General features: G+C 66.3%; 19 protein-coding genes. 8 read left to right on the forward strand and 11 right to left on the reverse strand.

Features of this window, described 5'->3' with window-relative positions; genetic code table 11:
- Positions 1 to 8: 8 nt before the first annotated feature.
- Positions 9 to 650 (reverse strand): HAD-IA family hydrolase, encoded by a 642-nt coding sequence (locus CSW63_RS21365; protein ID WP_062096515.1) that lies wholly within the window; start codon positions 648 to 650, stop codon positions 9 to 11.
- 141 nt (positions 651 to 791) lie between these two features.
- On the opposite strand from CSW63_RS21365, the gene CSW63_RS21370 reads away from it, so the two are divergent.
- From CSW63_RS21370 to CSW63_RS21380, 3 genes are all read left to right on the forward strand, one after another.
- Positions 792 to 1,193, forward strand: coding sequence for a hypothetical protein (locus CSW63_RS21370; protein WP_082749522.1), 402 nt, complete (start codon positions 792 to 794; stop codon positions 1,191 to 1,193).
- A 68-nt stretch (positions 1,194 to 1,261) separates the two neighbouring features.
- A complete protein-coding gene (locus CSW63_RS21375; protein ID WP_062096518.1) occupies positions 1,262 to 1,366 on the forward strand; it encodes a hypothetical protein in 105 nt (34 codons plus the stop codon).
- A gap of 172 nt (positions 1,367 to 1,538) precedes the next feature.
- Positions 1,539 to 3,521: an AsmA family protein gene (locus CSW63_RS21380; protein ID WP_231737487.1), complete on the forward strand. Its 1,983-nt coding sequence runs from the start codon at positions 1,539 to 1,541 to the stop codon at positions 3,519 to 3,521.
- Positions 3,522 to 3,536: 15 nt separating this feature from the next.
- On the opposite strand, the gene CSW63_RS21385 is transcribed toward CSW63_RS21380, so the two are convergent.
- From CSW63_RS21385 to CSW63_RS21405, 5 genes are all read right to left on the reverse strand, one after another.
- Entirely contained in the window at positions 3,537 to 3,806 is a 270-nt protein-coding gene (locus tag CSW63_RS21385; RefSeq protein WP_062096520.1) for an HPr family phosphocarrier protein, read from the reverse strand.
- A gap of 5 nt (positions 3,807 to 3,811) precedes the next feature.
- Positions 3,812 to 4,219 (reverse strand): PTS sugar transporter subunit IIA, encoded by a 408-nt coding sequence (locus CSW63_RS21390; RefSeq protein WP_062096522.1) that lies wholly within the window; start codon positions 4,217 to 4,219, stop codon positions 3,812 to 3,814.
- Between the two features lie 75 nt (positions 4,220 to 4,294).
- On the reverse strand, positions 4,295 to 4,729 hold the full coding sequence (locus CSW63_RS21395; protein WP_062096524.1) for an HPr kinase/phosphorylase: 435 nt from the start codon (positions 4,727 to 4,729) through the stop codon (positions 4,295 to 4,297).
- Complete coding sequence (locus CSW63_RS21400) at positions 4,726 to 6,339, reverse strand: ATP-binding protein (RefSeq protein WP_062096526.1); 1,614 nt, start codon at positions 6,337 to 6,339, stop codon at positions 4,726 to 4,728. Before CSW63_RS21400 ends, CSW63_RS21395 begins: the two co-directional genes overlap by 4 nt.
- Positions 6,314 to 7,021: a response regulator transcription factor gene (locus tag CSW63_RS21405; protein WP_062096527.1), complete on the reverse strand. Its 708-nt coding sequence runs from the start codon at positions 7,019 to 7,021 to the stop codon at positions 6,314 to 6,316. Before CSW63_RS21405 ends, CSW63_RS21400 begins: the two co-directional genes overlap by 26 nt.
- Positions 7,022 to 7,236: 215 nt before the next feature.
- Here CSW63_RS21405 and CSW63_RS21410 point away from each other — a divergent pair, with 215 nt between their 5' ends.
- A complete protein-coding gene (locus CSW63_RS21410; protein WP_062096529.1) occupies positions 7,237 to 8,934 on the forward strand; it encodes a hypothetical protein in 1,698 nt (565 codons plus the stop codon).
- Between the two features lie 60 nt (positions 8,935 to 8,994).
- On the opposite strand, the gene pseC is transcribed toward CSW63_RS21410, so the two are convergent.
- Both pseC and pseB read right to left on the reverse strand, forming a co-directional pair.
- Entirely contained in the window at positions 8,995 to 10,152 is a 1,158-nt protein-coding gene (gene pseC / locus CSW63_RS21415) for a UDP-4-amino-4,6-dideoxy-N-acetyl-beta-L-altrosamine transaminase (RefSeq protein ID WP_062096530.1), read from the reverse strand.
- Positions 10,149 to 11,189 (reverse strand): UDP-N-acetylglucosamine 4,6-dehydratase (inverting), encoded by a 1,041-nt coding sequence (pseB, locus tag CSW63_RS21420; protein ID WP_062096531.1) that lies wholly within the window; start codon positions 11,187 to 11,189, stop codon positions 10,149 to 10,151. The genes pseC and pseB overlap by 4 nt, the downstream gene beginning before the upstream one ends.
- Before the next feature lie 129 nt (positions 11,190 to 11,318).
- On the opposite strand from pseB, the gene CSW63_RS21425 reads away from it, so the two are divergent.
- Positions 11,319 to 11,735, forward strand: a complete 417-nt coding sequence (locus CSW63_RS21425) for a hypothetical protein (RefSeq protein ID WP_062096532.1) — start codon at positions 11,319 to 11,321, stop codon at positions 11,733 to 11,735.
- Here the strand turns inward: CSW63_RS21425 and tadA are convergent.
- The gene (tadA, locus tag CSW63_RS21430; protein ID WP_082749526.1) at positions 11,728 to 12,216 is read right to left on the reverse strand and encodes a tRNA adenosine(34) deaminase TadA; all 489 of its coding nucleotides are present in this window, start codon (positions 12,214 to 12,216) and stop codon (positions 11,728 to 11,730) included. The two genes, CSW63_RS21425 and tadA, sit on opposite strands and share 8 nt — an antisense overlap.
- Before the next feature lie 50 nt (positions 12,217 to 12,266).
- On the opposite strand from tadA, the gene CSW63_RS21435 reads away from it, so the two are divergent.
- On the forward strand, positions 12,267 to 13,490 hold the full coding sequence (locus CSW63_RS21435) for a pseudouridine synthase (RefSeq protein ID WP_168193710.1): 1,224 nt from the start codon (positions 12,267 to 12,269) through the stop codon (positions 13,488 to 13,490).
- 1 nt (position 13,491) lies between these two features.
- Here the strand turns inward: CSW63_RS21435 and CSW63_RS21440 are convergent, their stop codons facing one another.
- On the reverse strand, positions 13,492 to 14,457 hold the full coding sequence (locus tag CSW63_RS21440) for a CPBP family intramembrane glutamic endopeptidase (protein WP_062096570.1): 966 nt from the start codon (positions 14,455 to 14,457) through the stop codon (positions 13,492 to 13,494).
- A gap of 200 nt (positions 14,458 to 14,657) precedes the next feature.
- Between CSW63_RS21440 and rsmD the strand changes: the two genes are divergently transcribed.
- The gene (rsmD, locus tag CSW63_RS21445) at positions 14,658 to 15,224 is read left to right on the forward strand and encodes a 16S rRNA (guanine(966)-N(2))-methyltransferase RsmD (RefSeq protein ID WP_062096534.1); all 567 of its coding nucleotides are present in this window, start codon (positions 14,658 to 14,660) and stop codon (positions 15,222 to 15,224) included.
- Here rsmD and CSW63_RS21450 read toward each other — a convergent pair whose 3' ends face one another.
- Positions 15,225 to 15,500, reverse strand: a complete 276-nt coding sequence (locus CSW63_RS21450; RefSeq protein ID WP_062096572.1) for a YjhX family toxin — start codon at positions 15,498 to 15,500, stop codon at positions 15,225 to 15,227.
- A 448-nt stretch (positions 15,501 to 15,948) separates the two neighbouring features.
- On the opposite strand from CSW63_RS21450, the gene CSW63_RS21455 reads away from it, so the two are divergent.
- Complete coding sequence (locus CSW63_RS21455) at positions 15,949 to 17,994, forward strand: TonB-dependent siderophore receptor (protein WP_062096535.1); 2,046 nt, start codon at positions 15,949 to 15,951, stop codon at positions 17,992 to 17,994.
- Positions 17,995 to 18,028 lie beyond the last annotated feature (34 nt).

The following is an 18,028-nucleotide window of genomic DNA, read 5'->3' on the forward strand; positions in this document are numbered from 1 at the left end:
TTTACCTCTCAGAACGCCAATCCTGTCGCCTTCGCAAGGTCGTCAAGCAATTGCTGCTCGCCGGACACCTTGATCGCGGTCATTCCGAGCGCCGCCGCCGGTTTGCAGTTGATCCCCAGGTCGTCGAGATAAACGCAAGCCTTGGGCGCCGCGCCGAGCAGCTCGCACATCATCTCGTAGATGCGCGGGTCGGGTTTGCGGACGCCGGCCTTGGAGCTTTCGATCACGGCGTCGAACAGCCCCATGATCTCGCCGACCGCCAGCGCCTTCTCCGCGCTCTGCGCCATGCCGGGACCGTGCCCCGTGGGGACATTGTTGGTGATGCAGCCGACCTTGAAGCGACCCTTGCAGGCCTTCAGCGCATCGATCACCCGAGGCCTCAGGTCGCCGTAGAGCAAGGGCAGGACCTCGGCCCCGCGCACGTCATGACCCAACCGCAGCGCCTCCTCCCGGAACAGCCCGTCGAACGCCGCCGCGTCAATCTCCGCACGCTCGAACCGCGCCCAGGCGTTGGTGTCGGGATCGGTCGCGTTGACCGTGCGGATGAAGTCCTTGGGCAGGCCGCGTTCAGTCTCGTAGCGCCGAAACGCCTCGAACGGCGAGGTCGTGAAAACGCCGCCGAAATCCCAGATCACCGCCTCGATCGCCATCGCCGCCTCAAACACTTGTTTGAGCCACGCTAGCCGTCGATGCGCGCGAGGGGAAGTCGGTTGATGACCAAGCTCGCGCGTCGGGTGAACGACGGTGACGTCCGCCCTGGAAATGTTTTGTTAACAATTCAGGAGCCGCCCATGAACCGTGTTCGTCATCTATCCCTGCTCGTCCTCGCCGGCGCCGCCCTGGCGTCCGCGCCCGCCCATGCCGGGTCGGGACGGGGCGGATACATCGACGCTCGCGTCTCGCCGCCCGAGCTCTCGGGCGGGGGTTGCCAGACCCGGCGAGTCACGGGGCCGGGCGGCGCCTATCGTTGGGAACGCGTCGCCTGCGACACCGATCACGGCTGGTCGGACTACGACCGCTGGGGCTACGGCCAAGCGCCGCTAGCGGTGGAGACCCAGCTTGATCGCTACGGGGAGCGCGAGGCTTATGCGGAGGACCGTTACGGGCCGCCGCCCGGCGCCTATGCGCCGAACTACGTCGCGGCGGGGCGCGATCGGATCGGATACCTGATCTGGCCGGGAAAAAGACCCTGAAGGGAATGGCGCCGCCCTTGCGCCGGACGCGTTCACGTGCACCAAATTGGGACGGGGGAAACAGTCTTATGCGTACACCGAGTAAACCACTCTTCAAGGCCTACGAACTAGTGGCTATCGCCGTGTTCGTTGTCGCGGCGGCTGCTGTCAGCAGCATCGGCCTCGTTTATTAAGCTCCAATAGGCCAACGGCGAGAGGCTCCGCCTTGCGCCACATGGGAACAGGATCGCCGGCCCCGCGCGTTATGTGGGAGCAACCGGAGCCGCGATCCTGCCAACCCCTGATGCTTCTTCTCAGTCAAAGCCCCCGCGAAAGCCCGTAAACCGGCTGTCGCGCGGCGCGCTTGTGGGTATCGGGTCGGCGCTGACCCTGCTGGCGGCCATTGTGGGCTTCCTGGTCGTTTTCGACTGGAACTGGCTGCGGGGCCCGGTCGGACGGTACGCCTCAGCCCAGCTGAAGCGCGAGGTTGCGATCACCGGCGATTTGCGGGTCCACCCCTGGTCACTGTCGCCGAAGATTGAGGCCTATGGCCTGCGGATAGGCCAACCGGACTGGACGCGCGCGCACGAACCTGGCGCCATGCCCATGGCGCGGATCCAGCGCATCGCCGTTCAGATCAAGATCCTGCCCTTGCTGCGCGGCCAGACGGTGCTGCCGTTCCTGGCGATAGACCGCCCAGACGTACGCCTTCTGCGCCTCAAGGACGGGCGGGCGAACTGGACCTTCGGACCGAGCCGAAGCGACAAACCGCTGAAGCTGCCCGCCATTCAGCGCCTGATCATCAACGACGGCGCGCTTCGCCTCGACGACCGCCAGCGCGGCGCGCTGTTCATCGGCGAGGTCAATGCGCGCGAACGGGCCGGGGGTCGTCAGGGCCGCTTCGTGCTCGAGGGCAAGGGCAGCCTGAACCGTTCGGTCTTCTTGGCCGAGGTCAGCGGGGGACCGTTACTTCACATCTCGCCCAGCCGGCCCTACCCGTTCGAGGCGCGGGTTCAGGCCGGGGCGACCCGCATCCAGGCTTCGGGCCAGATCGTGCGCCCCTTCGATCTGACCCGTTTTGAGACACGGCTCAACATCTCCGGCGCGGACCTCAATCGGCTACACGACCTGACCGGACTGACCCTTCCCAATACGCCGCCCTACCGCATTGCCGGCCGCCTGGTTCGCAAGGGGCCTCGCTACGATTTTGAAGGCCTGTCGGGACGTGTGGGTGACAGCGATATTGGCGGCGACTTGTTCGTCCTGACGGGTAGGGAGCGACCCTATCTGGAAGCCCGGCTGCGCTCTCGCCGTCTGGATTTCGATGACCTCGGAAGCCTGCTCGGCGCCGCCCCCGCCACGGGGCGCGGCGAGACCGCCTCGTCCGGCCAGAAGATCGAGGCCGCCCGGCGCGACGTCACACAGCGCCTTCTTCCCGACGCCACCCTTCAGGTAGAACGCGTCCGCGCCATGGATGCGAAGGTCTCGTACCGCGCCGACGCCGTGAACGCGCCGAACCTGCCGCTTCGGAAGGTCAGCCTCGACATGACGCTGGAGGCGGGGGTGCTCACTCTGGACCCCCTGGCCTTCACCTTCTCGCGGGGCGATCTACGCGGGAAGGTTCGGCTCGACGCGCGACCGAACACGCCCCGAACCGATATCGACGTCCGCCTGACCAACGGACGGCTGGAGGACTTCATCCCGATTCAAAGCGGCGGCAAACCCGCCATCGAGGGACCGGTCATGGCGCGGGCCAAGCTGACGGGGCTGGGGAACAGCGTGCACCGCGCCGCGTCGACCGCCGACGGCGTGGTCACGGTCGTGGCCCCGAAAGGCGAGATCCGGCAAGCCTTCGCCGAGCTCTTGGGCGTCAACGCCTCGAAGGGACTGATCCTGCTCTTGTCTGGGAGCGACAAGCAGACTCCGGTTCGCTGCGCTGTGGCGGATTTCAGCGTCAAGAACGGCGTGATGACCACCAACCATCTCGTCGCCGACACCGGCGTGGTGTTAGCCCGCGGTCACGGGACCATCGATCTGGGAACCGAGCGGATGGCCTTCCGGATCCAGGGCGACAGCAAGAAACCGCGTCTGGTCCGCGTGTTCGCCCCGATCACCATCAAAGGGCCGTTCATGGCTCCGAGCGTCAGCGTGCGGCCCGGCAAGGCCGTCGGCCAGGGCGGCGTCGCCGCCGTGCTCGGGTCGTTGGTCAATCCGATCGCGGCGCTCTTGCCGTTCGTCACCACGGGCGAAGCCAAGGACGCCGACTGCGCGGGCCTGGTCAGCGAAGCACGCCAGCAGGGCGCGCCGGTCAAGGTGTCTCAAACCACATCGCAAAAGGCGGAACGCTGACGCCCGCGGCGGCCGCTACCGCTCTTCGTCGAACCGATTGGCGACCAGTTCGCACAGGGCCTCGACAGCGGCCTGGGCTTCAGGACCTTCGGCGCTAATGTCGATCGTGGAGCCGATACCGGCGGCCAACATCATCAAGCCCATGATCGAGCGCGCATCGACGGAAGCGCCTTCGCGACTGACGGTGACCTCGGCGTCGAAGCCCGACGCCATCTTCACGAACTTGGCCGAGGCCCGGGCGTGCAATCCCCGCTCGTTGACGATCTCGACCGTTCTTGAAGCCATGCGCGTTACTTTTCTCCGGCGAGGACGTAGGAGGCCACCGAGATGTACTTGCGTCCAGCCTCTTGCGCGTGGGCGACGCAGGCTTGCAGCGTCTCGCGCTGGCGCACGCTGGCCAGCTTGATCAGCATGGGCAGGTTCAGGCCGGCTATGACCTCGGCCTTGGTCTGCTCCATCACCGAGATGGCGAGGTTGCTGGGCGTACCGCCGAACATGTCGGTCAGCAGAATCACGCCCGCGCCGTCCTCGTCGACGGCGGCGCACGCCTTCAGGATGTCCGAACGGCGACGCTCCATGTCGTCTTCGGGACCGATGCAGATCGCCTTCACGGCGGCCTGCGGCCCCACGACATGCTCCATGGCGGAGACAAATTCTTCCGCCAGACGCCCGTGCGTCACGATCACGAGCCCGATCATGCCTTGTATCTCAAACGGGATCCCCATTCCCGCAGCGACCGGGAGAGCGTCGCGCGGGCGGTCTTGATACGCCCGTTAGGATTGGACTCCAAGAGACTGCATCATGCGTCCGATTTTCGCCGGAGCGGCGGGTTCTCGCGGCCACAGGTCGAAAACGGGAACGTCGACCCCCAGAATGGACTGATACGCGGGGTCGGGCAGGCGCTCGACCCGTTCGGGCGCGTCGACGCAGCGGATGATCAGCACAATCTCGGAGAAGGCGAGCGCGGGCGCGCCGATCACGCCAACACCCCGAACCTCGATTAGTCCCGCAAGGGTTTCCGGCGCGCGGCCATAGAGGCGACCGCCAGCCGGGAAGACGACGACCCGGTCGTCCGCCACCAGACGAAACCCCTGATCGATCGCCCGCAAGGCCAGGTCGCTCTTGCCCGAACCTGACGCCCCCTCGATCAGCGCGCCGCGCCAAAAGCCGTTCTGACGCCGAGCGATCAGGCCGCCATGGAGGATCATTCGCGCGCGTCCGGCAGGTCGACGACGAATCGGGCGCCGACCACCGCGCCGTCGGCGTCGCGGCGGTTCTCCGCATGGATGACGCCGCCGTGCGTCTCGACGATCTGCCGCGCGATCGAAAGGCCAAGCCCCGAATTGCCGCCGAACGCCCGGCCCTTTGGCCGCGAGGTGTAGAAGCGCTCGAAGATGGTCTCCAGATTTTCGGGCGGCATCCCAGGTCCGTCGTCCTCGACCATGGCGATTAAGCGCCCGCGCGCGCGCGACAGGCTCACCCGCACCTCGCCGTCGGCGGGACTGAACGAACGCGCGTTGTCGATAAGATTTCGGAAGACCTGACCAATCGGGGTCTCGCGCCCGATCAGCACCGCCGGCTGCGCCCCATCCGCCACGCGCAGCGACACGCGCACGCTGCCGGGCGCTTCACCTGGTCGCAGCTGATTCTCATAGAGGCCTACCACCTCGGCCAAGAGGCGCGCGAGGTCCACAGCCTTTGGCTGCTCGCGCGACAGCTCAGCGTCGAGCCGCGAGGCGTTGGAGATGTCAGTGACCAGCCGATCCAGGCGATTGACGTCGTTCTGCAGGATGGCGAGCAGACGGGCGCGGGCGGCGGGCTCTGAGACCAGGTCCAGGGTCTCGATCGCCGAGCGGATCGAGGTCAGCGGGTTCTTGATCTCGTGCGCCACGTCGGCGGCGAAGCGCTCGATGGCGTCCATCCGCTCGGACAGGGAATGGGTCATGTCCTCGAGCGATCGCGAAAGATCGCCCAGTTCATCCTTGCGCTCTGACAGGTCCGGCAGGGAGATCGCGCGCGCGCCCTGCAGGCGAACGTGGTCGGCGGCGCGAGCCAGGCGCAGGACCGGCACGGCGATCAGACGATGCAGCAGCACGCTGGAGACGAGGATCGCCAGCATCGCCACGGCGATGAACGGCAACAGCGCCTTGCGTTGGGCGGCGATGATCTCGTCGACGTCGCTGGCTTCCAGCGTGAGGACGCCCAACACCGCCTTGACGTGCTGGATGGGGATCGACACCGAGACCACGCGCTCGCCGTTCTCGGCGATCCGCGTCCCGGCGACTGTGCGGCCGCGCATGGCCTCGGCGATCTCATTGTTCAGCGCCTCTTGCGCGCGCTTGGCCGTGGCGTCGTGCGCCGGCGCCTTCAGGGCGTTGTCATCCTTCTGCCCCGGCTTGCGGGCAGGCGGCAGGACCTTCCAGTCCACTCGGTCAGCGACCACGAACGAGTCCGCCAGCGCCTTGCCGTTGGCGTCAAACAGACGCGCGCGCTGCGAGCGCGGGATAAACAGCAGCTGGAAAATCTGACTGGCGGTATAGGGATCAAGCGCCGGCTCGGGTTCCCCCACCGTCGCCGACTGGTCGATGACGTTGGCGATCAGCTCGCCCTGAGTGGTGAGGCTGTCGATGCGTGCATTGACGAGGCCGTTGCGCCATTCGTTCAGAATTAGGGCCCCGACAATCACGATTGCCAAGGCCACCACGTTCAGGACGACGATCAGCCGGCCCAGCCGCGATCCGCGCGGCCAAGCGAAGCGTCGCCGACGCTCGGCGACGCCTGGGGGGGCCGGATCAGGCTTCGCGGTAACGGTAGCCAACGCCGTACAGGGTCTCGATGGAGTCAAATTCCGGGTCGACCTGACGGAACTTCTTGCGCATGCGCTTGATGTGGCTGTCGATCGTGCGGTCGTCGACGTAGACCTGATCGTCGTAGGCGGCGTCCATCAGGTTGTCGCGGCTCTTCACGAAGCCGGGACGCTGCGCCAGGGCCTGCAGCAGCAGGAACTCGGTGACGGTCAGACGCACCGGCTTGCCGTCCCAGAGGCTGTCGTGCCGCGCGGGGTCCAGCGTCAGCTTGCCGCGCTTCATCACCTTGGAGCCTGCGGCGCCCGCCGGGGCGGCGGCGTCTTCCTCCTCGGGGCGGGCGCGGCGCAGCACCGCCTTCACGCGCTCGAGCAGAAGACGCTGGCTGAACGGCTTGTGCATGTAGTCGTCGGCGCCGAGATTGAAGCCGAGGATCTCGTCGATCTCATCGTCCTTGGACGTCAGCATGATCACCGGGATCTCCGATGTCTGGCGCAGGCGACGCAGCACTTCCATGCCGTCCATGCGGGGCATCTTCACGTCGAGGATCACCAGATCCGGCGGGCTGGTTTCGACCGCTTCCAGCCCGGAGGCGCCGTCGTAATAGGCCTTCACGGTGTGGCCATGGCTCTCCAGGGCGAGCGAGACCGAAGCAACGATGTTCTCGTCGTCGTCAATGAGCGTGATGGCGGCCATAGGGTCGATACGTGTCCTTCACCTTCCGTAGTCGCCCGATCCTATCGGTCGAGCGTCGCAGCTTCAACGCGCGGCGCGGCAAAGCTTTCCCTGCTTCTGGCGACGCTTTGCGGCCCGACAAAGGCGTGATTGGGGCGTTCTGTGCCGTCCCCGTTATCCTCAACCTCACCTTAAGGTCTCGTACGCCATAGTTCAGGCTCGTGGAGCAGGTAGGCATGAGCCAGGTCCATTACGAGCTTTTTGTCCGACGCAAAGTCGGCGCGCAGTGGACGCTGGAAATCGCCACGGAAAACCGCGCGCAAGCGTTGCAGGCGGCCGAGGACGTCCTGACTCAAAATCGCGCCGTCGCCGCGCGCGTGACCAAGGAAACGCTGGACCCCTCTACCGGCGAATACAAGTCGATCTCGATCTTCACCAAGGGCCTCGTCGACGGCGGCAAGCCCAAGAAGGAGGTCGAGGACCGCGACCCCCTGTGCGTCCAGCCGGCCGACCTCTACACCGCGCACGCCCGCGACCGGATCGGCCGCCTGCTGGAGGGCTGGTTGGCGCGCCATAGGGCGACACCGTTCGAGCTGCTGCACCGGCCCGATCTCGTCGAGAAGCTGGAGGCCTCGGGCACCGACCTGCAGCACGCTCTGCAGAAGATCGCCATTCCAGAGGCCGAGGCGCGCGGACAATCCGTCCACGAGGTGATGCGTCACTTCCACGGCCTGGTTGAGCGCACGATCGCCAACCTGATGAAGGCCTTCAAGAAGGGCAGCCTGCCGGATCTGGACAAGGAAGGATTCGCCAAGGCCGCCCAACGCCTTGTCGCCGATCCCGATCGCGCGTTCCTGCTGGGCGCTGGCGTCGCCGCCTCGATCGCGCCCGCCAGCACCTGGTCGGACAAGATTGCGCGCCTGCTGGACCTGGCCGACGCCGCGCCGGAAGAAGCGCGCGCCCGCGTCGCCGCGCTGCAGGCCATTGAGACACCCCTGGCCGAAATCATCGGCTCACGCGCAGGCATGGCCGACCTGCTGGACACCAAGGACGACTTGGGCTCGACCCTTGCGGCCATGACTCGCCTGACCGGTGGCACGGCGGTCGAGGCCTTGATCCGCATCGAGTCGAGCGTCCAGGCCTGTATGCCTGAGCTGTCGGGCACCGCGCGCCGTCTGGGCGCCTGGCTGGCGGGTGATCATTTTCCGTCCGTGCGCAAGGCGATCGCCGACCGCGTGCTCGCCGAGCTTAACGGTGTGCGCCGCCTGAAGCCCAACGACGCCGAGGCCGAGATCGAGTTCCTGCGCGCGCTGGCGATGAGCCTGACCGCAGCGGCAGGCCGGATCCTGCAGGCCGAGGATATCCAGGTCGCGTTCACCACCCGCTCCAAGACCCTGCTGAACGGTGACTTCATCGACTCCCTTCTGGGCCGCGACCGCAGCGCCCACGAAGAGATCAAGATGCTGATCCGCCTGGCCGAGAACGTGATGGGCGCGGTCAACAAGCGCAATGCGTCACGCTGGCTGAACGCCAATATCAGCGCCATGCGGTTCGAGAAGGAAATGCGCCAGGGGCCGGATTCGCCCGTAGCCAAGCTCAGCCATCTGGCGATTCTGCAGCGCTCGCTGACCCGTTCGGGTTTGGTCCGGGAAGACTATGAGCCCCTCTGCGCCAAGCTTGGCGAGATCGGGGCCCTGATCGAGGCCGATACGCGACTCCTGACCATGCTGGTGCGCGCGCCGGCGCCGCTGCCGCATCGCCTGCAACTGCTGGCCAAACTGGCCATGGGCGAGGCGGGACCGACCGGCCCCGTAGCCGAAAAGGCGCGGTTTGAGGCCCTGAAACTGGCCAAGGATCCCAACTCCCGCGAACAGTTGGCGAACTCCCCGCAGACCATGGACCTGATCAAGAGCTTGCTGGCCAAAGCGGCTTGAACGACAGACCATCGACGATTGCCTGAGCACGCCTGCCCACCTCAGGCGAATGCAGACCCCCTACCCCAGGATCTCCGCCAAGGCGTCGACCACGCGCTCGACGTCGCCGTCGGTCATGGTCGGATACAGGGGCAGGGTCAGGCAGCGCGCGTACCAGGCGTCAGCCCCTGGCAGATGGGCCAGGCCTTGGCGGTTCACGTAATAGGGCTGACGATGCACCGGGATGTAGTGGACCTGGGTCCCGATCCCCTGCGCCTTGAGGCTTTCAACAACCGTGCGCCGAGACAGGCCCTCGGCCTGAAAGTCGATTAGCACGGTCAGCAGGTGCAGGGCCGGGTTCGAATGGGCGGGGTTCGCGGCTAAGCGTACGCGCGGCGCCCGCTCGGCCAGCAGCCGGGCGTAAAGCGCGGCCAGCTCGCGCCGTCGAGCGACAAAGCGTTCCAGCTTGTTCAGCTGCGACAGGCCCAGGGCGCAGAGCACGTCTGGGATGCGGTAGTTGAAGCCCAGTTCCGGCATCTCGTACCACCATGGGTCTCCGCCGGGTTCGCGGACCATGCCGTGGGATCTAAGCAACCGAGCCTTGGCCGCCAGGGCGGCATCGTTGGTGGTCAACATGCCGCCTTCGCCGGTGGCCAGCGTCTTGACCGGGTGAAACGAAAAGCTGGCGAAGCTGGAATAGGTCCCGTCGCCGACCGGATGGGCGACGCCGCCGAACGTCGCGATCGAGCCCAGCGCGTGGGGCGCGTCCTCGACCAGGATCGCGCCGGACGCCGACGCCATCGCCTTGAGCGCGGGCAGGTCGCAGACATCGCCGCGCAGATGTACGGGGAGCACCGCCTTCACCCGCTTGTCGCGCGCGCCGGCCAAGGCCTTGGCCAGCGTATCGGGCGTCATCAGGCCGCTGTCGGGATCGACGTCGGCGAACACCACCTCGGCGCCGACATAGCGGGCGCAGTTGGCGGTCGCCAGAAAGGTGATCGACGGCGCGATACAGACATCGCCCTCCCCGATCCCCAAGGCCATCATCGCCAGATGCAAGGTCGCCGTGCCGTTGGAGACGGCGATCGCATGCTCAGCCCCAACCTTTTTCGCGAAGGCCGTCTCGAACGCCTCAACGGTCGGCCCGGTGGTCAGGAAATCGCCGCGCAGCGCCTCGGCGACGGCGGCGACATCGTCGTCCTCGATCGTCTGCTTGCCATAGGGCAGGAAGCCGCTCATCGCGCGGCCTTCTCCTCCAGCATGGCCAAGAGGCCCTCGGGGCTCAACCAGTCCTGGTTGTTGTCGCTGCTGTACGAGAAGTCTTCAGCGACCCGCTGGGCGCCGTCCGAGGCGGCGTAGGGCTCGCGGCCGAACTCGGCGAAGTTGGGCTCAATAGCGTAGCGATCCTCGAACTCCACCGTCGAGCGGGCATCGTCGGCGCTGATCATGATCTCATGCAGCTTCTCGCCCGGGCGGATGCCGATCACCTTCATCGCGGCCGTCGGCGACATCGCCTTGACCAAGTCGGGCATGGCCATGGACGGGATCTTCGGCACGAAGATCTCGCCGCCGCGCATCATGGTCAGCGAGGAGAGCACGAAGTCGACGCCCTCGTTCAAGGTGATCCAGAAGCGGGTCATGCGCGGATCGGTGACGGGCAGCTCGGTCGCGCCATGGCTCAGCAGACGACGGTACAAGGGCACGACACTGCCGCGCGAGCCGACGACATTGCCGTAGCGCACGACGCAGAACCGCGTGCCGATGTCGCCCGACAGGTTGTTGGCGGCCACGAAGGTCTTGTCGGAGGCCAGCTTGGTCGCGCCATAGAGGTTCGTGGGATTACAGGCCTTGTCGGTGGACAGGGCCACCACCTGCTTCACCGCATTTGCGAGGCTGGCCCAGACGACGTTTTCGGCGCCCAGCACGTTGGTATGGATACACTCGGACGGATTATACTCGGCGGCCGGCACCTGCTTGAGAGCGGCGGCATGGATGACGATGTCGACGCCGCGCAGGGCCAAGGTCAGGCGCTCACGGTCGCGGACATCGCCAAGAAAGAAGCGCATCTTGGCGACGGTGGTCTCGTCGAACTGTTCGCGCAGCTCGATCTGCATGTCGCTCTGCTTCAATTCGTCGCGGGAATAGACGATGACCTTCCGGGGGTCATAGCGACGGAGCACGGTCTCGATGAAGCGCCGCCCGAAGGAGCCGGTGCCGCCGGTGACCAGGATCACCTTGCCGTCCAGATCGAGGGATTTGGGAGAAAAACGACCCAAGTTCAGCCTCCTGCGACGCTGCCGGCGGCCTTCCGGGTTCGGCAGGCGCGGCGACGAATCGTGGTTAACGCCCCTTGATGCGCCCGTAGACGTAAAGAGGACGTCAACCACGTCGCGTTAGAAGGCGGCATGCGCCGACATCGCCTCCTGTCTCTCGCCCTGACCGTCGCCCTGGTGGCGACCCCGACGCTCGCCCCGAGCCTGGCCTGGGCCAATGAGGGCAAGAAGGAGAAGAAGGAGGCCGTCACGTACTTCGCCCTGGCCCCCATCAACGCGGTAGTCCTGCGGCGCGACGGCCGCCGAGGCGTGATGACGGTCGAGACAGGGCTGGAGATCAAGGACGCCAAGCTGATGGAACGGGCCCAGGCCTCGACCCCGAGACTTCGCGCGGCCTTCGCCCAAACCCTGATGGTCTATGCCGCCGGCCTGCGCGGCGGATCGCCCCCCGATATCGACCACATCAGCCGCGAACTACAGAAGGCCGCCGACCAGGTGTTGGGCAAGCCGGGCTCGAAGGTCATGCTCACCTCGGCGATGATCAACTAGGCTTGGCCTTTCGCCGCGCGCGAAAGAAGCTGCGCAAGAGGTCTGCGCTCTCCTCGGCCAGCACCCCGCCCGTCACCTCGGGTCGCCAGTGACAGGTGGGCTGGGCGAAGAACCTTGGTCCATGCACCACGGCGCCGCCCTTCGGGTCTTCGGCCCCAAAGACGACCCGCCCGATCCGCGCGTGACTGATCGCGCCGGCGCACATGGCGCAGGGCTCCAAGGTCACCACCAAGGTCATGCCCGTCAGCCGATAGTTCCCGAGCTTGGCGGCCGCCGCACGCATCGCGGCGATCTCGGCGTGGGCGGTGGGGTCGTGCGCCCCGATCGGGCCGTTGCCGGCCGTCGCGATCACTTCGCCGGTTCTTGGATCGAAGATCACCGCCCCGACCGGCGTCTCGCCCGCCGCGGCGGCTTCATGTGCGGCTGCAAGTGCGAGCCGCATCATCTGGCGGTCTTGATCCTCGCTCGCATCAGTGCGCATTAGAAAACAAAGCCCATCGAGAGATGCGCCCAGCCCCAGAAGGACGCGCCATGACCAAACCCCACGATCCCCTGTACGAGCCCCACCTCGACGGTCAAGACGGAGATCTCGACGGCGGCCCCGGCGAGCGGGTGGCCAAGGCGCTGGCGCGGGCCGGCGTGGCCTCGCGGCGCGAGGTCGAGCGGCTGATCGAAGCGGGCCGCGTGGCCATCAACGGCAAGGTGCTGACGACCCCGGCGGTCAAGGTGAAGCCCGGAGACTTCCTCACCGTCGACGGCCAGTTGGTGGCTGAGCGCGAGCCCACGCGGATTTTCCGTTATCACAAGCCGACCGGACTGATGACCACCCACAGCGACCCCAAGGGTCGCCCAACGGTGTTCCAGACCCTGCCCAAAGACCTGCCGCGCCTGATCTCGGTCGGTCGCCTGGACTTGAACTCCGAAGGTCTGCTGCTGCTGACCAACGACGGCGAACTGTCCCGCGCGCTGGAAACGCCCAGCAACGCCTGGGTCCGCCGCTATCGCGCCCGGGCCTTCGGCGACACCACCCAGGCCAAGCTCGACACGCTCAAGGACGGGGTTACGATCGAGGGCGTCAAGTACGGCGCCATCGACGCCAAGCTCGACAAGGCCCACGAACGCGCGGGCGGCGGCAAGAACGTGTGGATCACGGTGAGCCTGTCGGAAGGCAAGAACCGCGAGGTCCGCAAGGTGCTGGAGTCGATCGGCCTGAAGGTCAATCGCCTGATCCGCCTGTCGTACGGCCCCTTCGCTCTAGGGACCCTGGCCGCCGGCCAGATTGAGGAGGTCGGCCCGCGCGTGATCCGCGAACTGCTGGAAGGCGTCGTTTCTCCTGAGAACATGCCGACCGGTGATCGTCCCAAGTTCGTCGGGATCGCCAACCCCATCAAGGCGCCCGGCGCCGAGGGCGGCGGCGACCTTCAACGTCGGGGCGCTCCGCGTGCGGACCGCGCGATCCTGCCAGACGCGCCCGAGAAGCCGGAAAAGCCGGTCTACAAGCCCGGCTGGGCCAAACCCAAGAAGAAGACCTCGCCGCATGGTCCGGCCAAGTCCGTAGGCAAGGGTCCGGCCAAGCCCAAGCGGCCGGCGAAGTCGATCGAGACCAAGTTCATCGACGATCGCAAACCGATCGCGCGCAGCAAGACCGCGCCTCGCGTAGCCGCCAAGCCGGGGACGAAGCCCGCCGAGGGCGCAGCCCGTCGACTGTCGGAACGGCCAGCCAAACCTGGCGCGTCGCGCGGTCCCAAGCGTTAGCTCAAGCCGTCGCCGGACTGGACAACCGCGTCCACCGGCGGAGCGCGGGCCAGCGAACCGCCAGTTCGGCGATCGCTATGAAACCGGCAAGGACAACCAGAGCGCTCGCGATCAGTCCGACCTTGAACTCGTGGGCGGCGTCCGGTCGCGTGGTCATCGGACGCAACATCAACAGGATGACGACATTGTTGGCGGCGTGCGCCCCGATGCCCAGCTCGATGCCGCCCAAGCGCAGTGCCATCCAGGTCAGGCCGGCGCCCATGGCCGCGCGCACCAGAAAGGCGTCCAGATTCGGATCCAGATGGATGGCCGCGAACAGCAGACCGTTCAGCGCCATCAAGGCGATCGGATTGCGGACATAGGCCGCGCTCTGCTTCAGCAGCCAGCCGCGAAACACCAGCTCCTCGGCGGCCGACGCCAGAACCAGCAACGCCACGGCGATCACCGCGTATAGCGAACGCCCTACAAGGTTGGGCGAGACTCGCAGGACCGGCGGGTCGATCGACTGACCGGTCAAGACCGCTGCGCCGGTCACGGCCAGCATGACCAGCCCGACCAACACCAAGCCTCCGACCATCAGGCGCCAACGCAACGGCTGGCCGTCATTGACATAATCGCGGATACGCCGGTGGTGGATCGCCCCCGCCGCCGCGACAAAGCCGATGGCGGCCCCCAGGTTGACGCCCGCCAGGGCCGCCAGGATGAAGAGCGAATCTCGTCCCGTGGGTTCGGTCAGATCTGTTTCGGAGAAAACGCGAAAGAGCTCCATGGCCGCCGAAGCGCCGTCCAGGCCGCTGACGATCAGCATGAAGACCAGGATCGCGGATAGCGCCCCCAGGAGTCCCGCCACCGCGCCGGCCAGCATTCCCGCCGGGATCGCGATGGCCGTCCGCCACGGATCGCGGTCGAAAGGCGACAGGTCGGCCAGGAAGCGCGAACGCCTCACGGTCTCCATCAGCTCGGCCATCGCCTGTTCCATCCGTCTATTCCCGCCCTGGACTAAGAGGGGGCCGCTGCAATCTTGTAAAGCGCGCGCTTGCCGCAGCGCGCGGACGACGGCACACATCCGGTTACGACTTGTAAGGGGGCGGGCATGAGCGATCAGGATTCAGGCGCGGGGCGCCTGCGCTACACGGTCGCTCCCGCGACCCAGACGCGGGCGGCCTGATGCGGATCGTTTCCGGCCAGTTTCGCGGCAAGGCCATCGCCGCCCCGCCCGGAGAGGCCACCCGCCCCACCTCGGACCGCGCCCGCCAAGCGGTGTTCAATATCCTGGAGCACGCCGCCTGGGCGCCTGAACTGCACGGCGCGCGGGTCATCGACGTGTTCGCTGGCTCAGGGGCTCTGGGCCTGGAGGCCCTGTCGCGCGGCGCGTCCTTCTGTCTGTTCGTGGAGACCGACGACGCCGCGCGCGGCGCTATCCGCGAGAACATCGACGCCATGCATCTGTTCGGCGTCACGCGGGTGCATCGCCGGGACGCGACCGATCTTGGACCGCGGCCCGCCAGCGCCGGCGAGCCGTTCAATATCGTTTTCCTCGACCCACCCTATGCCAAGGGCCTGGGCGAGAAGGCCGTGGCCGAACTGCGGACCCATGGCTGGCTGGCCCCCGGCGCGATCCTGATGTTCGAGCGCGGGCGCGGGGAGGTCGATCCCATGCTCGACGGCTTCGAACAGATCGACGCGCGCGACTATGGCGCCGCGCGCGTCCTGTTCTTCAAGCTGCTGGACTGATCACCACGCTCTGGCGCCGACCCGGTTGTCGAGCTGGGCGCGTAGATTGGCCAGGCCCAGCCGGGTGATGCGGTAAGGCCCGCCGTCCTGGCTGGCGATCAGCCGCTTTCGCTTCAGGGACTGAAAAACGCTGACCGTGCAGTCGGTCAGCGTCCAGCCATCACGGGTGATGCAGTCGGCCGAGAGCACCCGGCCTTTGTCGTCACGTTCGAGTTCGATGCGGCCGCCTTGGGCCAGCGCGTGCAGCGTGCGTTGCTGCGGCTTTGAGATGTTCAAGGGATTGTCCGAGAGATCGAGGCGTACGATCGCGCTTCCACCGGCGGGAAGCACGGGCGGAGCGGGCCTAGCGACTTTCGAACCGAGGTTCTGAGCCTGTTAGGCCCGGGCCTCGCGCACAATCTCGGACATGAACCACACGAGAGAAGGTTGTGAGTCGAAGGTGGGCCAAACCGTCGAAAAGCTCAAGAGCAAGGGATAGTCAGGTGAGCCCCGCGCCTCTGTCGCAACGCCCCTTGCTGCGGCTGCGAATTTCGCAGCGAGACACGACGCTGCTCAGAACAGTATATTTCAAGTAAACGTCGATTATGAAACGTATAACGAGCGCGCAGCATGCGACGGAAGATGAATTTCCTGTAATTCTATCCGATATGTAATCTACCTTTCAGGCTTGTAACTTGAGGTGAACGCACGCGCCCTTCAGACCTTCCGTCACTGAGGGGAACCGGTGATGACTAAGACGATGCTTCTGGCCAGCGCGGCCGCCATTCTGCTGGCCGGCGCCGCCCAGGCCGCCGAACTGACGCCTGAGCAAGTGGCCGCCCAGGCCGAAGCCGCCCAGCGCGGGGTTCTGGTTTTCCAGCCCGACTTCTTCGCCGCCCAACGTCCGAACACGGCGCTGGAGATGGTCCAGCGCGTGCCCGGGTTCTCGGTTCAAGACGGCACCGGCGCTCGGGGCTTCGAAGGCGCAGTCGGAAACATCCTGATCAACGGCGCCCGTCCGGCCTCCAAGAACGACACCGGCAGCAACGTGCTGTCACGCACCCAGGCCAACCGCGTCGAGCGGATCGAGTTGATCCGGGGCGGCGCGCCGGGCGTCGACATGCAGGGCTATTCGGTGGTCGTGAACGTGATCCTGAAGAAGGGCGCCAACCGCCAGTCGATCCTGACGTGGAACACCAGCCAGTTCGACGGTGGTCGTGACCTCTATGGCGGCAGCTATCAATTCACCGCCACGAACGGCGACAAGAGCTGGGGTGTGACGCTGAGCGACGGGATCGGCAGCAGCGACTCCAACGGCCCCGGCACGAACATCCGACGCGACGCCACCGGCAAGATCATCCGCGACGAGAAGTTCCTGAACGATAGCTGGGGCGGCGGACGCAGCATCCGGGGCAATTATTCAGCGCCGCTGGGCGGCGGCAAGATCGAGGCGACGGCTCGCTTTGGCGTCAATGACTGGAACCAGTGGCAGACCCTCACCTCGCCGACCGCCGAACGCCGCAGCGACTATGCCGATGAGAGCCGATCGGGCGAGCTCGGCCTGACCTACACGCGCCCGCTGGCGCCCAACTGGGCTCTGGAGACGAGGGCCATCCATAGCTTCGAGAGTTTCGAAAGCGCTTCGACCAGCGACGAAACGCTGAACGGCGTCAAGGCCGCTCAGCAACGCTTCACGGGCGACGGCGACAGCGGCGAGTCAATCTTTCGCGCCCAAATTCGGCACGACTGGAGCAAGGCGATCACCGTCGAGACCGGCGCCGAAGCCGCCTACAACATGCTCGACGTGAAACAGGCCTATTCGGTGGGCGGCGCGGCCGTGCCGCTGCCCAGCGCCTCGGTCAAGGTCGAGGAGTTGCGCGGCGAAGCCTTCTCGAAGGCCACCTGGCGGGTCAATCCGCGCCTGACGCTGGAAGGCGGCCTGCGCCTGGAGACCTCGACGATCAAGCAGTCGGGCGACGCGGAGAACAAGAAGAGCTTCTTCTACGCCAAGCCCCGGTTCCTGGCGACGTGGACGCCCGTGGCCAACAATCAGCTGCGCTTCCGTTTCGAGCGGGAGCTTGGCCAACTGGACTTTGAGGACTTCGCCGCCTCGTCGGACCTGGAGGAAGGCAATGTCTACGGCGGTAATGTCGAGCTGAAGCCTGAGCAGCGCTGGATCACCGAGATCGGCTATGAGCGCCGCTTCTGGGGCGAAGGGATCGTCGCGATCACCTATCGCCATGACGAGATCATCGGCGTGATCGACCGCCTGCCGCTGCCCGGCGGCCTCTCGGCCGTGGGCAATATCGGCGACGCCACCCTGGATCGCCTAAGCCTCAACATCGTGGTCCCGACCGACAAGTTGGGGATCAAGGGCGGCCGTTTCACCTTCAAGAACGACTGGAACGAAACGCACGTGAAGGACCCGACGACCGGTCTGGATCGTCCGATCTCGCGCGTGCGGCCAACCCAGGCCAATATCGGCTTCCAGCAGGATCTGACGAAGTACAAGACCCAATGGGGGATCAACTGGCTGCCGCTGCTCGGGCAGGGCACCTATGATGTCGACCAGACCAGCGTCTGGCGCGGCGCGCAGTACTACGAGCTCTTCGCCGAATATAAGCCCACCCCGACCCTGGCCATCCGCGCGCAGCTGAACCTGTGGGATGACTTCAGCATCCGCCGCACGGTCTTCGCCAACCGCGGCCCCAACCGCGCGGTCGCCTTCGTCGAGGACCGCGCGATCAACCCGCGAACCTTCATGAGCTTCCGGGTGCGCAAGACGTTCTAAGGTTGGCCTAGCTGTCGAAGCTATGAAGGTTGTT

Origin of the sequence: Caulobacter sp. FWC26, from assembly GCF_002742645.2 — a bacterium.
GTDB lineage: Bacteria > Pseudomonadota > Alphaproteobacteria > Caulobacterales > Caulobacteraceae > Caulobacter.

Excerpts from the sequence above, each read along its gene's own strand:
- CSW63_RS21405 (WP_062096527.1), bottom strand. The coding sequence starts at position 7,021 with ATGGCCGCCATCACGCTCATTGACGACGACGAGAACATCGTTGCTTCG.
- CSW63_RS21440 (WP_062096570.1), bottom strand. The coding sequence starts at position 14,457 with ATGGCCGAGCTGATGGAGACCGTGAGGCGTTCGCGCTTCCTGGCCGAC.
- CSW63_RS21375 (WP_062096518.1), top strand. The coding sequence starts at position 1,262 with ATGCGTACACCGAGTAAACCACTCTTCAAGGCCTACGAACTAGTGGCT.
- CSW63_RS21365 (WP_062096515.1), bottom strand. The coding sequence starts at position 650 with ATGGCGATCGAGGCGGTGATCTGGGATTTCGGCGGCGTTTTCACGACC.
- CSW63_RS21395 (WP_062096524.1), bottom strand. The coding sequence starts at position 4,729 with ATGATCCTCCATGGCGGCCTGATCGCTCGGCGTCAGAACGGCTTTTGG.
- tadA (WP_082749526.1), bottom strand. The coding sequence starts at position 12,216 with ATGCGCACTGATGCGAGCGAGGATCAAGACCGCCAGATGATGCGGCTC.
- rsmD (WP_062096534.1), top strand. The coding sequence starts at position 14,658 with ATGCGGATCGTTTCCGGCCAGTTTCGCGGCAAGGCCATCGCCGCCCCG.
- pseC (WP_062096530.1), bottom strand. The coding sequence starts at position 10,152 with ATGAGCGGCTTCCTGCCCTATGGCAAGCAGACGATCGAGGACGACGAT.
- CSW63_RS21410 (WP_062096529.1), top strand. The coding sequence starts at position 7,237 with ATGAGCCAGGTCCATTACGAGCTTTTTGTCCGACGCAAAGTCGGCGCG.
- CSW63_RS21425 (WP_062096532.1), top strand. The coding sequence starts at position 11,319 with ATGCGCCGACATCGCCTCCTGTCTCTCGCCCTGACCGTCGCCCTGGTG.
- CSW63_RS21435 (WP_168193710.1), top strand. The coding sequence starts at position 12,267 with ATGACCAAACCCCACGATCCCCTGTACGAGCCCCACCTCGACGGTCAA.
- CSW63_RS21385 (WP_062096520.1), bottom strand. The coding sequence starts at position 3,806 with ATGGCTTCAAGAACGGTCGAGATCGTCAACGAGCGGGGATTGCACGCC.
- CSW63_RS21390 (WP_062096522.1), bottom strand. The coding sequence starts at position 4,219 with ATGATCGGGCTCGTGATCGTGACGCACGGGCGTCTGGCGGAAGAATTT.
- CSW63_RS21370 (WP_082749522.1), top strand. The coding sequence starts at position 792 with ATGAACCGTGTTCGTCATCTATCCCTGCTCGTCCTCGCCGGCGCCGCC.